This window comes from Pseudomonas sp. GL_103, from assembly GCF_057835175.1.
The window spans coordinates 3,162,016-3,175,117 of sequence record NZ_CM174420.1; the positions used below are offsets into that span (position 1 = coordinate 3,162,016).

At 57.7% G+C, this 13,102-nt stretch carries 11 protein-coding genes; 6 read left to right on the top strand and 5 right to left on the bottom strand.

Annotation, left to right across the window (positions count from 1 at the left end; genetic code table 11):
- Window positions 1-4 precede the first annotated feature (4 nt).
- The 5 genes from AC3IP0_RS14290 to AC3IP0_RS14310 all read right to left on the bottom strand — a co-directional run bounded on the left by AC3IP0_RS14290 (window position 5) and on the right by AC3IP0_RS14310 (window position 6,549).
- Window positions 5-382 carry a response regulator gene (locus AC3IP0_RS14290; RefSeq protein WP_007970583.1) on the bottom strand — a complete coding sequence of 126 codons (378 nt, stop codon included), beginning with the start codon at window positions 380-382 and terminating at the stop codon, window positions 5-7.
- A 77-nt stretch (window positions 383-459) separates the two neighbouring features.
- Complete coding sequence (locus AC3IP0_RS14295) at window positions 460-1,641, bottom strand: hybrid sensor histidine kinase/response regulator (protein WP_489315831.1); 1,182 nt, start codon at window positions 1,639-1,641, stop codon at window positions 460-462.
- On the bottom strand, window positions 1,635-2,228 hold the full coding sequence (locus AC3IP0_RS14300) for a chemotaxis protein CheB (protein WP_489315832.1): 594 nt from the start codon (window positions 2,226-2,228) through the stop codon (window positions 1,635-1,637). The genes AC3IP0_RS14295 and AC3IP0_RS14300 overlap by 7 nt, the downstream gene beginning before the upstream one ends.
- Complete coding sequence (locus tag AC3IP0_RS14305; protein WP_489315833.1) at window positions 2,225-3,058, bottom strand: CheR family methyltransferase; 834 nt, start codon at window positions 3,056-3,058, stop codon at window positions 2,225-2,227. The genes AC3IP0_RS14300 and AC3IP0_RS14305 overlap by 4 nt, the downstream gene beginning before the upstream one ends.
- Window positions 3,058-6,549 (bottom strand): response regulator, encoded by a 3,492-nt coding sequence (locus AC3IP0_RS14310; protein ID WP_489315834.1) that lies wholly within the window; start codon window positions 6,547-6,549, stop codon window positions 3,058-3,060. Before AC3IP0_RS14310 ends, AC3IP0_RS14305 begins: the two co-directional genes overlap by 1 nt.
- 246 nt (window positions 6,550-6,795) lie before the next feature.
- Here AC3IP0_RS14310 and AC3IP0_RS14315 point away from each other — a divergent pair, with 246 nt between their 5' ends.
- The 6 genes from AC3IP0_RS14315 (at window position 6,796) to AC3IP0_RS14340 (ending at window position 13,092) form a co-directional block, all read left to right on the top strand.
- Window positions 6,796-7,158 (top strand): response regulator, encoded by a 363-nt coding sequence (locus tag AC3IP0_RS14315; RefSeq protein WP_489315835.1) that lies wholly within the window; start codon window positions 6,796-6,798, stop codon window positions 7,156-7,158.
- 74 nt (window positions 7,159-7,232) lie between these two features.
- Complete coding sequence (locus AC3IP0_RS14320) at window positions 7,233-8,525, top strand: glycosyltransferase (protein ID WP_489315836.1); 1,293 nt, start codon at window positions 7,233-7,235, stop codon at window positions 8,523-8,525.
- 189 nt (window positions 8,526-8,714) lie between these two features.
- Window positions 8,715-9,620, top strand: coding sequence for a PI-PLC domain-containing protein (locus AC3IP0_RS14325; protein ID WP_489325046.1), 906 nt, complete (start codon window positions 8,715-8,717; stop codon window positions 9,618-9,620).
- Window positions 9,621-9,682: 62 nt separating this feature from the next.
- Window positions 9,683-10,561 (top strand): phosphatidylinositol-specific phospholipase C domain-containing protein, encoded by an 879-nt coding sequence (locus tag AC3IP0_RS14330; RefSeq protein WP_489325047.1) that lies wholly within the window; start codon window positions 9,683-9,685, stop codon window positions 10,559-10,561.
- Window positions 10,562-10,622: 61 nt separating this feature from the next.
- The gene (locus tag AC3IP0_RS14335) at window positions 10,623-11,528 is read left to right on the top strand and encodes an AraC family transcriptional regulator (RefSeq protein ID WP_489315839.1); all 906 of its coding nucleotides are present in this window, start codon (window positions 10,623-10,625) and stop codon (window positions 11,526-11,528) included.
- Window positions 11,529-11,790: 262 nt separating this feature from the next.
- On the top strand, window positions 11,791-13,092 hold the full coding sequence (locus AC3IP0_RS14340) for an ABC transporter substrate-binding protein (RefSeq protein WP_489325049.1): 1,302 nt from the start codon (window positions 11,791-11,793) through the stop codon (window positions 13,090-13,092).
- Window positions 13,093-13,102 lie beyond the last annotated feature (10 nt).

The window sequence follows — 13,102 nt, forward strand, 5'->3', positions numbered from 1 at the left end:
ACGCTTACGAAAGCATGTCCTGCATCAATTCCTGCAATTTATCCAGATCGAAGGGTTTGTCCAGGATCGGCGCCTTGCGCGTGATCGGGCTGTCGGTCTCACGGATTTCCTGGGCGTAGCCGCTGATGAAAATCACCTTGAGTTCCGGTCGCAGCTTCACGGCGGGCTCGGCGATCTGTACGCCGGAGATTCCTCCGGGCAGGCGGAAGTCGGTGATCATCATGTCCAGGTGCGGTTTGCTCGCCAGGATTTCGAAAGCCTGTTCGCCGTTTTCGGCCTGCAACACGCGATAACCCTCGCCCGACAGATAAGCGGACAGCACCATCAGAATCGAGGGATCGTCCTCGACGACGAGTACTACATCTTGTGCATCTTCGCTCATGGGAAGCCTTTGTTCGGTCAATTGCTGCTGATACGACCGTGGGGTCGATCAGAGGTTGCGTTGATCTGGCTGTTTTCCTACAGCGGCAGACAAACGCGAAACAAGGCGCCTTCGCCAATCCTGCTCTGGACGGTAATAGTACCGCCATGGGCGGCCACAATCTGCTCTGAAATGAACAATCCCAGGCCCAGTCCGGCGACGGCGTGTTTGGCCGATACCCGCTCGAACTGCTGGAAAATCCGCTTCTGGTTTGCCTCGCTGATGCCGATCCCTTGATCCTGCACGTCCACCAGCGCCTGGCCACCCTCAATGTAGACCTTCACCGAGATCGGGCTCTTGGCTCCGTAGCGCAAGGCGTTGGTCAACAGGTTGGATATGACCTGTTCAATACGAAACTCGTCCCAGTTTCCGATCACCGGTTGCGTGGCATCGAGCGAGACGGACGCCTCGGCGGCGTCGATCTGCTGGGAAAAATTGTGCAACACGTCGCGAACCAGCGTCGAAAGGTCAACGCGCTTCGGCCGGATCGACAACTTGCCGGTGCGAATGCGCGAGACATCGAGCATGTCTTCGATCAAGCGAATGAGGCTTTTGATCTGCCGCTCGTCGCGGTCGACCATGGCGTGCATCTTGTCCAGGGTGAAGGCGGCGGCGTTGTCCCGGGCCAGGTGCATCTTGCGCAGTTGGGTCTCAAGGATCAGGCCGTTGAGCGGCGTGCGCACCTCATGGGCGACGATGGACATGAAGTCATCGCGCACGCGCACCGCCTGTTCCAGTTCCAGCTGGGTATTTTGCAGTTGCTTGAGCAGGGTCTCCTGTTCGCGGCGACTTTGCTCAAGGGCCAGCACTTGTTCCTTCATCGCCATGCTCTGGCGATACAGGTCGACGAACACACTGACCTTGCTCTTGACCGCCTGGATGTCCAGCGGCTTGTGCAGAAAGTCCACGGCTCCGCTTTCATAGCCCTTGAAGGCATAGTCCAGTTCACGCCCGGCGGCGCTGACGAAAACGATCGGGATATTCCTGGTCTTTTCCGTGCCGCGCATCAACTCGGCCAGCTCGAAGCCATTCATGCCGGGCATCTGCACATCGAGGATGGCCAAGGCGAATTCGTGTTGCAACAGCAGGGACAAGGCTTCGTCAGCGGACAGCGCCTTGTACACGATGCGGTCCTCACGCTTGATCAGCGCTTCGAGCGCCAGCAGATTCTCCGGCAGATCGTCCACGATCAGCAGTTTGGCCTTGATATTACTCAGCATGCGATTCGTTCCAGTTCGACAAGCAAACGGCCGATGCCGCGTACAGGAAGTATGTGGTCCGGCTGCTGCATATCCAGCGCGGCCTGGGGCATGGTGGCGACCTGAGCCTCCTGCGGGTCCTGCACGATGGTCAGGCCACCGCGCTGCTTGACCTGGGCCAGCCCGCGCGCGCCATCGCGGTTGGCGCCGGTGAGCAATACCGCGGCCAGATTGGCGCCGTACGCATCGGCGGCCGATTCGAACAGGTAATCGATGGCGGGTCGCGAGTGATGCACTCGGGGCTCCAGGCTCAGGGAAAAGCTGCGATCCCGCTCCACCGACAGGTGATAACCGGGCGCGGCGAAATACAGCGTACCGGCCTCGACCGGGGTCTTGTCGCACGCTTCCAGTACCGGCAGGGCAACCCGGCGGGAAAACACGTCCGCCAGCTGGCTGCGGCGCTCGTCCGGCATGTGCAGCACGACAATGATCGGCAGTGCGAAGCCTTCGCGCAGCGGGCCGAGGATGTTCAACAGCGCCTCGACGCCACCGGCGGAGGCACCGATCACGATCGCTTCGATTGCCGGCAATTTTGTTGCACTGTTCATGATTTTCGATAAATCCGTTCTTGTTTGACCAGCGGCTCGAACTGATCGCCGAAGGCTGAGAAATCCGGGGTTTCCTTACTGCCCAGCACCAAAAAACCGCGATGGCAGAGGGACTCATGAAACAGTCCGAATGCCCGATCCTGAAGCTTTTTATTAAAGTAAATCAGTACGTTACGACATGAAATTAATTGAGTTTCGGAGAATACGCTGTCCGTCGCCAGGCTGTGATCGGCGAAGATCACGTTCTCGCGCAGTGTCTTGTCGAAAATCGCGTACCCATAGGCCGCCGTATAGTAGTCGGCAAACGAACTCTGGCCACCGGCCTGCTGGTAATTAGCAGTGTAGGCGCGGACGTTCTCCATCGAGAAAATCCCTTGCTTGGCCTTTTCCAGCGAACGCGGATTGATGTCAGTGGCGTAGATGATCGTACGGTCCAGCAGCCCCTCTTCGCGCAGCAGAATGGCCATCGAATACACCTCTTCACCGGTGCTGCATCCGGCGATCCAGACCTTGATCGAGGGGTAGGTTCGCAGCAGCGGCACCACTTCCTTGCGAATGGCCAGGAAGTGCGAGGGGTCGCGAAACATTTCACTGACCGGAATGGTCAGCAATTGCAGCAGTTGCATGAACGCGACGGGATCGTGCAGGACCTTATCCTGCAATGCCGAGATGGTGTTGCACTCGAACTGGCTCAACGCATGGTTGACCCGGCGCTTGATCGACGCGCCGGAGTAATCGCGAAAATCGTAGCTGTACTTGAGGTAGATCGCCTCGATCAACAACCGCAGTTCGATTTCGCTGTTTCGCTCCACTGAGAAATTGCGCTCCACTAGATCCGTTCCATCTTCGGTAACCACACACGAATCAGCGAAAACAGGCGATCGAGGTCGATGGGCTTGGCCAGGTAATCGTTGGCGCCGGCCTGCAGGCAGCGCTCCTGATCGTCCTTCATGGCCTTGGCCGTCACCGCGATGATCGGCAGTTTGCGCCAGCGTGGGTCCTTGCGGATTTCAACGGTGGCTTCAAAGCCATCCATTTGCGGCATCATCACGTCCATCAACACCAGATCGATGTCTTGCACCTCATTCAATCGTTCAATCGCTTCGCGGCCGTTGCGGCCAATGACCACGACTGCGCCCTTTTGCTCCAGGGCGCTGGTGAGGGCGAAAATGTTGCGCACATCGTCATCCACCAGCAGCACCTTGCGGCCTTCGAAGACCTTGTCGCGGCTGCGGGCGACCTTGAGCATCTTCTGCCGTTCATGGGACAACCGTGATTCGACTTTGTGCAGAAAAAGCGTCACCTCATCCAGCAACCGCTCCGGCGAGCGTGCGCCCTTGATGATGATCGAACGCGAATACTTGCGCAGTTCGGCCTCTTCATCCCGGGTCAGGTTGCGCCCGGTATAGACGATGACCGGCGGAAAGGAGCAGATGTCTTCGGTGGACATGCGCTTGAGCAGGTCATTACCGAGCATGTCCGGCAGTTTGAGGTCGATGATCATGCAATCGAAGACGGACGTGCGCAGCAGGTCCAGCGCCTCCTGCGCCAGGCCAACGGCGGTGATCTCGATGTCATCGTCGCCGATCAGGCGGGCAATGCTGTCGCGCTGCAAGTCGTCGTCCTCGACCAGCAGCACGCGCTTGACCTTCTGGGTCAGCTTGGCCTCGAGGCGTGCGAACACGTCCTTGAGTTCCTCGCGGGTGGTCGGTTTGACTGCATAGCCAATGGCGCCCATGTGCATCGCCGCCTCGACCCGGTCTTCGACCGAAATCACGTGCACCGGGATGTGCCGGGTTTCGGCGTGTTCCTTCAGGCATTGCAGCACGGTCAGGCCGGAATGATCCGGCAGGCGCATGTCCAGCAGGATCGCATCGGGAATGAACGCCTTGGCCAGGTCGTAGCCTTCGTCGGCGCCGTGGGCCACCAGGCACTGATAACCCAGTTCATGGGCCAGGTCGTAGAGGATGTGCGCAAAGTTTGGCTCATCCTCCACCACCAGAATGCAGCGGCTGGTGAACGGCCCCTTGTTGCGATCATCATCGAAACGCGGAATGTCGACTTCGGCCACCAGTGGCGACAACGTGGGCGGCAATACATTCGGCGCAGCCGCCACAGGAGCTACTCGCATCGGTTCGACAGGCACTTCGCCCGGTTCCACATACTGCTGTGGCAAGACCAGGGTAAACACACTGCCCTGCCCCGGCGTGCTGGTCACGCTGATGGAGCCGCCGAGCAAGGCCGCCAGGTCACGGGAGATCGACAACCCCAGCCCGGTGCCGCCGTAACGCCGATTGGTGGTGCCATCGGCCTGACGGAAGGCTTCGAAGATGCTTTCGTGCTGATCCACCTCGATGCCGATCCCGGAATCGCCGATGCTGAACGCGATGCCGTCATTCGGCACCGTGGCGACGGACAGGCTGACGCTGCCGCTTTCAGTGAATTTCACCGCGTTGGACAACAGATTCTTGAGGACCTGCTCCAGGCGCTGGCGGTCGGTGAACAGCATCAGCGGCGCACCGTCCTGCATATCCACCTGGAAATCCAGTTGCTTGTCCGTGGCCAACGGCTGGAACAGGCCGCGCAGGCCATCCACCAGACGCACCACGCTGGTGTTCTCCGGGCGGATCTCCAGCTTGCCGGCCTCGACTTTGGAAATATCCAGAATGTCGTTGATCAGGTGGAGCAAGTCATTGCCGGCAGAGTAGATCGACTCGGCGAACTTGACCTGCTCGGCAGTGAGGTTTTCTTCCGGGTTTTCCGCCAGCAGCTTGGCCAGAATCAACGAGCTGTTCAGCGGCGTGCGCAGTTCATGGGACATGTTGGCGAGGAATTCGGATTTGTACTTGCTCGAACGCTGCAATTCTACTGCGCGTTCTTCGAGCTGGATCTGTGCCTGATTGAGCTCGGTATTCTTCAGGTCCATGGCGTCGCGTTGCTCGGCCAGTACTTCTGCCTGCTCGGCGAGTTGTTCGTTGGTCTGCTCCAGTTCCACCTGCTGGGTTTCCAGGTGCGCCTGGGACTCCTTGAGAATCCGCGACTGCTCTTCGAGCTCTTCGTTGGCGGTCTTGAGCTCTTCCTGCTGAACCTGCAGTTCTTCGTTGAGTTGCTGGGTTTCGGCCAACACCTCCTGCAAACGCTGGCGATAGCGTGCCGCCTCGATCGAGGTGCCGATGTTGCCGGCTATCAGCTCAAGCAATTCAACGTCACGGTCGGTCAGTGGACGCAGAAAGCCCAACTCGATCACGCCATTGACCCGCTCGTCGTCGCTGGTTGGCACCACCAGCACACTGCGGGGCAAACCGTCGCCGAGGCCGGAGCTGACCTTGAAATAATCCCCCGGCACTTCGTCCAGGCGAATCAGCCGTGCCTGTTGCGCCACTTGGCCGACAATGCCTTCGTCGCTGTAGATCTGCTGTTCACGCTCCTCCTGTTCGCGAGAGAAGCCGTAAGTGGCGATGCGCTTGAGGCCGCCATGGTCTTCGCGCACATAAATAGCCGCCACGGCGGTGCCCAGGTACTGCGCGCAGAATTGCAGGATGTTGCGACCGAGCATGCTCAGGCTCAATTGCCCCAGCACCTGCTCGGCCAGTTCGGTCTGGCCGTTGCGCAGCCAGGCCTGTTGCTCCAGACGATGAGCGCTGGCCTGTTGGGCGGCAAGGTTGACGCTGTAGCTCCGCGACAGGGTCATCAAATCGCGGCGCCCGACATACGCCAGCAACCCGCTGACCCCGGCGATGAACAACAGGTAGAGGCTGATGCTCATGATCGTGGTGCGCCGCACTTCATCATTGCGCGATGCGCGCAACTGTTGCTCGGTGTCGATCACCGCCTCGAACTGCTTGCGAATTTCATCGGTCAGGCGTTTGCCGCGTCCGGCCTTGACCACGGCGCGATAATCGCCACTGCTGCGCTGCAAATCGATCAGCGATTGCGCGTAGCTGGCCCACTCCAGCTGCAAGGCCTGCAACCGCAGCAAGCGATCGGTCTGTACCGGGTTGTCGTCGGTCAGTTCGAGCAAGGTGTTGAGCGCCACGGCGATGCGCGGCTTGGCGGTTTCGTAGGGATCGAGGAAATGTTCATCGCCACTGAGCAGGAAACCGCGCATTCCGGTTTCCAGGTCCACGGTCAGCTTGACCGCTTCATTGGCGTTATTGATCACCCGGTCGGTGTGTTCCACCCACTGGATCGTCGACAGTAAATAGCTGATCAGCGACACGAAGAACACGGCGCTGATGAGACCCAGACCCAACGGCAGGCTGATGTTGCGGCTCAGGAGTTTACGAAATCGTTGCTCATCAACCGAGGACACGGAGGGCATGGGGCAGGCCTTGTCGAACTGTCAGAATACAAGGAGTTTGCCCCAAAACTGGCACATTGATCCAATTTTCTGACATGTTTGCGCGCAAGGTCCTAATTGCGCTGCGCCCGCGTTATCCTTGCCTGGCCTGCACCGACAATCCTTTTTCCATCGCGCAGGGAACTTGTCGGGATCCGCCACTTACTCATGCAAGAGGCCGGTGATTTCCAGCGGCCGGCAATGCCAATCTTTTTCGGGAATTCGACCATGTCATCCGCCAACGCCTCCATCATCCTCGTCGTCGAAGACGATGCCATCGTGCGCATGCTGATCGTCGACGTACTGGAAGAACTGGAATTCAAGGTGCTGGAAGCCGATGGCAGCGAACAGGCGCTGGAGACGCTCAAGGACGTGAACCAACACATTGACCTGATGATGACTGATGTTGGCCTGCCGGTCATGGACGGCCGCGAACTGGCCACCCTCGCCCGCACATTACGCCCCGACTTGCCCATTCTGTTCGCCAGCGGTTATGCCGAAAGCATCGACGTGCCCGCCGACATGCACGTGATCGGCAAACCTTTCTCCATTGATCAGTTGCGCGACAAGGTCAAATGCATTCTCGAGTGACCCTGCGCTGAGCTGTGGTTTAATGCGCGCCTTTTTCGTCCCTGCCCTGTCTTCGCCCCAAGGAACTCCCGTACATGATTGAGCCCCGCGCAACCAAAGTCCTGGTCATTGGTTACGTCTGGCCCGAGCCCCGCTCTTCCGCGGCCAGCGGGCATGTCATGCAGATTCTCGAGGTTTTCCTGGAACAAGGCTGGGACATCACGTTCAGCAGCCCGGCAGGCTTCGGCGAGCAACGCGCAGACCTGACGGCGTTGGGTATTCGCGAAGTCCCCATCGAGCTGAACAACAGCAGTTTCGACGCATTCATCAGCGAACTGGCGCCGGACATCGTGTTGTTCGATCAGTTCATGATGGAGGAACAGTTCGGCTGGCGGGTCGAGAAGCATTGCCCTGATGCCTTGCGCGTGCTCGAAAGCTGCGACCTGCAAAGCCTCCGGCAGGGCCGGCATCAACGCCTCAAGGAGCGTTTGAAGGCCAGTGACGACAACAACGACTTCAGCGGCCTGTTCGCCCAGGCAGAGCGCGAAGAGTTCGAACACATGGCCAATACCGATATGGCGAAGCGCGAAATCGCCTCGTTCTATCGTTGTGATTTGACGCTGATGGTTTCCGAAGTGGAAATCGAATTGCTGGTCGAGCAGTTCAGGTTTCCCCGCAACCTGTTGCATTGGTGCCCGTTGATGGTCGATGTTCCGACCCGTGCGCCGGTTCCGTTTGAAGACCGGGCACACTTTCTTCATATCGGTAACTTTCGCCATGCGCCCAACTGGGATGCCGTGCTCTGGTTGAAAACCGCTATCTGGCCGCTGATTCGCGAGCAGATACCCGGCGCTCAATTGCATATCTATGGTGCCTACACACCACCCAAGGCGACTGCCCTGCATAACCCGGCCCAGGGTTTTCATGTCATGAACTGGGCAGAAGACGCCCTGCAAGTCATGTCGTCGGCGCGGGTCTGCATGGCACCTCTGCGTTTTGGCGCGGGAATCAAAGGCAAGATTGTCGATGCGATGCTCTGTGGCACACCGAATGTGACGACGCCAGTGGGTGCCGAGGCGATGCATGGCCAAGAGGCATGGCCCGGTGCAGTGACCTGTTCGGCACGCGAGTTCGCCGATCATGCCGTGCAACTGCACAACGACAAGACGCGCTGGCTGGACGCCCAGGCGCACGGGCAAATCCTGCTTGCCAGCCGCTACCGCAAATCCGGTCACGGCCCGGCCTTGATCCAGAGACTGATTGAATGCCAGAGGGATCTGTCTGTCATTCGGCGAGACAACTTTACCGGCAGCATGTTGCGCCATCACCACCACAAAAGTACTCAATACATGGCGCAATGGATTGAAGCGAAAAACCGGAACCAATGAATCACCCGAAATATTCATATATCAAATTCAACAAATCACTGATTAACAATAAGAAACACCCCGCCACTCTTGCTTAAGCCGAAAGAGTGGCCTTTCTATTCTCTAGTTGCTATAAAGCCCCACCCATCAAATGCGATAAAGCATTTAGCACACAAACAACCATATCCACTCCACTTGCACGGACGCACCATGGACGACAATAACGAAATACAACCAAATTTCGAGCATGGCGATTACAAGCCGACACTCAACGACTGGATGAGCAATATTCCAGTCATCGAAAATTTGACGCTCGGCGAACTGATTTTGCCTGGCGCACATAACGCCGACTCAGACAAAAAAGGCAACTACATCTGGGCACCAACCACGCACTGGGCCGTCTGCCAAAACGACTCGTTTTATTATCAACTGATGAACGGAGCCAGAGCATTCGACATCAGACTTGAATTTGACCTGAATATCAGGAATGGCAATAATTACTTGTATTTTTACTTTCACCACAACGAAGTACGATCCTATCGCGAGCTCTCTCAGCTAGCTCAGGATGTCTCCAGTTTTCTAGTGCATAACCCCGATGAATTCATAATCCTCGACTTCCACAAACTGGAACGTGGAAATCGTCCTTTTAACTTCAAGGAGTTCAGTGACCGCCTCGTGCGCAGTTTGGGCAAACTCATCATTCCTGCTGAACACAGCCGCAAGACGCTTGGACAGTTGAAACGCATCAGCAGGACTCAACGGGTACTGATCGCGGCCGATCATCACCCGGACCTGGATCCACAAGCCTTTTGCAGGAGCGTTCCACACAAATGGAGCGGCTCCGCCATCACTGACGTCCAAGAGCTCGATTCTTTTATTGAAACCGTCATGACAAGCCCTCCCTCTTCAAATTTCCCATGGTCTCTGTCTGCCACCGCTTACTCCGTCATGGGTGGCCCGGTCAGCATACCCAAAGAACTGAATGATTGGTTCGATGTAAAAAAACCATGGATTCACAACTGCAGCATTATCAATGTGGATTTTTTTGAAGAGTCAAACCTGGTTCACAACTGCCGCGCGGCAAACGTAATGAAGGCCCAATCCCGCCTCAAGTAACAGCGGCCATTAGACAATAGTTTATTCAATGGACAGAGTGAAAGCAGCAACAAGGAGTACACATGAATAACAACAGAGACTTTCTTGACAAACCGCTCTGGATGAGCAAAACCCTGGGCATCGAACAACTGAAATTGACCGACATTGTCTGGCCAGGTGTCCATAACTGCGGCATGGATAAAAACGCGCCCAATCACGAAGCGCTCGTCGGCAACTGGACAAGCTGTCAGAACGATACTTTTCTCTGGCAACTCGCCAATGGTGCGCGGGTTTTTGATATCCGCCTCGGCTACGACGCCGGAACATCGTTTTACTTTCACCACAACGGGTTTCGATCCGGGCACCTTCTTGAAGAGTTGATCGATGCGCTACTGCTGTTTCTTGATCGCAATCCTGATGAGTTCATTGTGCTGGACTTTCATCAATTGGGTGATGGCGATAAGTCCTTCGACCACAAACAACTCAATGACATGCTAGTCCGGCGACTCGGCCTGCGTATCGTCCTCCCCGAGGATTCGTTGAAAACGGTAGGAGAGCTCAAACAAGCCAGTTCGTGGCGCAGGATAATCATGGCGACGGTCCATAAACCGGGTCTGGACGATAAATACTTCTGGCCACGCATTCCACACAAATGGCACGAAAGTACGTTCAGCGCTCCCCGCGAGCTGCAACGCTACATCGCGCAAACCCTGGAAGATGTGCCCTACGAAACCTTCCTCTGGTCACTGTCCGCGACCACCTACTCGCTGCTGGGCGGGCCCGGGAATATCAAGCGGCAGATCAACGACTGGTTCAACACCACGGGAAACTGGGTGACACGTTGCAGCATCATCAGCACCGATTTTTTCGACGAGTCCGACATCGTCCGTTACTGCTGGAGCGCCACCAGCATGAAAGCGGTTTACGGCCGTGCCTTGCACGAACAGACACACCGGCGGTAGTAGCGTTAGCCCTGCGGCAAGAGGCATGATCTGGGCGGGATAACAACACAAGCGCCCTGACATGACCCGCACCGCCAGAGTCACCGATCCTTCCTACGAGTTGATGGACGACCACAACGGCTTGTCCATCATCTATCGCCAGCACGGTTTCCCCTGCCCGCTGGTGCGCTGGCATTTCCACAAGGAATACGAACTGCACCTGATCGTCGCCAGTTCCGGCAAGGTGTTCATCGGCGACTACATCGGCAACTTCTATCCGCAAACCCTGTTCCTGACCGGCCCCAACCTGCCCCACAACTGGATCAGTCAGGTGGCCGAGGATGAAGTGGTGCCCAAGCGCGACATGCTGGTCAACTTCACCGACGAGTTGTTCGACAGCGGCTATCAGGTGTTCGCCGAACTCAAGGCGCTGGCGCCGCTGCTTGAGCGCGCGCAGTACGGTATCGAGTTTCGCTGCAAGCACACCATCGCCAGGGCGATGGATCTGATGCAGCGCATCGCCGACACCAGCGGTGTGACTCGTCTCGGGCACTTTTTCATTCTGCTGGAGTTGCTCGCGGCTACCGACGACTACCAATTGCTCTCTGGCGCCACGACCCCGCAACTGGCCGACGAGCACAACATCGACCGCACCAACCGCGCGGTGGATTACATCTTCGCCCATTACGCCCGGGACTTGACGCTGGAGGAAGTCGCCGAGCATCTGGGCATGAAACCGACGTATTTCAGCCGGGTTTTCAAGCAGGCCACCGGGCGCAATTTCATCGAGTTCGTCAATCGCCTGCGTATCAGCAAGTCCTGCGAGTTGCTGGCCGATGGCGACAAACCGGTGACCGATGTTTGCTTCGAATCGGGCTTCAACAATATTTCCAACTTCAACCGGCGCTTCCAGCAACTCAAGGGCATGACGCCTTCGCATTACCGGCGCTTGGTGGTGCAGCGGTTGACCGAGCAAAACCTGGGCTGAAGACACACCTCAAATCCCACAGAGGGCCTGTATTTATGTTTGAAACCTGTACGGATTCAATACCCCGCCATCGCTGAAAAGCCCTTCCCTGCGTCTACCCCTCTAAACTTCAGTGCAAAAAAGTATCGATCAAGGTGCGATGGATGATTTGTCTCGCCTGCCATTGAAGGATGTAATCAGCACAGATTCTTCCCTCCGCAGGAAGACACAAAAACAATAACTGTCCTTCTGTTTCCCGCCGGGTGCAGAAAAGGAGTGCACGATGCAACCTTCGGTAAAAGCCCTGCTTGCCCTCACCTGCATGACCCTCAGCAGCGTCAGCCTTGGCGCACAGACCCTGACCATCGCCACCGTCAACAACAGCGACATGATCCGCATGCAAAAGCTCTCGAAAACCTTCGAGGCCGAGCATCCTGACATCAAGCTCAATTGGGTGGTCCTCGAAGAAAACGTCCTGCGCCAGCGTCTGACCACCGACATCGCCACCCAGGGCGGGCAGTTCGACGTGCTGACCTACGAAGCCGCACTCTGGGGCGCCAAGGGCTGGCTGGAGCCGATGAAGGATTTGCCGGCCAGCTATGCCCTCGACGACGTGTTCCCGTCGGTGCGCGAAGGCCTGTCGGTCAAAGGCTCGCTGTACGCCCTACCGTTCTACGCCGAAAGCTCGATCACCTACTACCGCACCGACCTGTTCAAGGACGCCGGCCTGACCATGCCCGAGCGCCCGACCTGGGAGCAGATCGGTGAATTCGCCGCCAAACTGAACAAACCCGAGCAGGAACAGTACGGCATCTGCCTGCGGGGCAAGGCTGGCTGGGGCGAGAACATCGCGCTGATCAGCACTGTGGCCAACGCCTATGGCGCGCGCTGGTTCGATGAAAAGTGGCAGCCGGAATTCAACGGTCCCGAATGGAAAAACGCGCTGAACTTCTATGTCGACACCATGAAGAAATCCGGCCCGCCGGGGGCGTCGAGCAACGGTTTCAATGAAAACCTGGCGTTGTTCAACAGCGGCAAATGCGCGATCTGGGTCGATGCCAGCGTCGCCGGCTCGTTCGTCACCGACAAGTCCCAGAGCAAGGTCACCGATCACGTCGGCTTCACCTATGCGCCGCATCAGGTCACTGACAAGGGCTCGGCCTGGTTGTACTCCTGGGCGCTGGCCATTCCGACCAGTTCCAAGGCCAAGGACGCGGCGAAAACCTTCAGCGCCTGGGCCACGTCCAAAGAATACGGCGCACTGGTCGCGGAAAAAGACGGCATCGCCAACGTGCCGCCGGGCACCCGGGCCTCGACCTACAGCGAGGCTTACATGAGCGCCGCGCCGTTCGCCAGGGTCACGCTGGAATCGCTCAAGGCCGCGGACCCGAGCAAGCCGGGCGCCAGGCCTGTGCCGTACATCGGCATCCAGTTGGTGACCATTCCCGAGTTCCAGGGCATTGGTACCCAGGTCGGCAAGTCCTTCTCGGCGGCGCTGATCGGCCAGACCACGGTCGACCAGGCGTTGGCGGCGGCCCAGCAAACCACCGAGCGCGAGATGAAGCGCGCGGGTTATCCCAAGTAAGCAGCAGTAG

Excerpts from the sequence above, each read along its gene's own strand:
- AC3IP0_RS14290 (WP_007970583.1), bottom strand. The coding sequence starts at position 382 with ATGAGCGAAGATGCACAAGATGTAGTACTCGTCGTCGAGGACGATCCC.
- AC3IP0_RS14295 (WP_489315831.1), bottom strand. The coding sequence starts at position 1,641 with ATGCTGAGTAATATCAAGGCCAAACTGCTGATCGTGGACGATCTGCCG.
- AC3IP0_RS14300 (WP_489315832.1), bottom strand. The coding sequence starts at position 2,228 with ATGAACAGTGCAACAAAATTGCCGGCAATCGAAGCGATCGTGATCGGT.
- AC3IP0_RS14310 (WP_489315834.1), bottom strand. The coding sequence starts at position 6,549 with ATGCCCTCCGTGTCCTCGGTTGATGAGCAACGATTTCGTAAACTCCTG.
- AC3IP0_RS14315 (WP_489315835.1), top strand. The coding sequence starts at position 6,796 with ATGTCATCCGCCAACGCCTCCATCATCCTCGTCGTCGAAGACGATGCC.
- AC3IP0_RS14320 (WP_489315836.1), top strand. The coding sequence starts at position 7,233 with ATGATTGAGCCCCGCGCAACCAAAGTCCTGGTCATTGGTTACGTCTGG.
- AC3IP0_RS14325 (WP_489325046.1), top strand. The coding sequence starts at position 8,715 with ATGGACGACAATAACGAAATACAACCAAATTTCGAGCATGGCGATTAC.
- AC3IP0_RS14330 (WP_489325047.1), top strand. The coding sequence starts at position 9,683 with ATGAATAACAACAGAGACTTTCTTGACAAACCGCTCTGGATGAGCAAA.
- AC3IP0_RS14335 (WP_489315839.1), top strand. The coding sequence starts at position 10,623 with ATGACCCGCACCGCCAGAGTCACCGATCCTTCCTACGAGTTGATGGAC.
- AC3IP0_RS14340 (WP_489325049.1), top strand. The coding sequence starts at position 11,791 with ATGCAACCTTCGGTAAAAGCCCTGCTTGCCCTCACCTGCATGACCCTC.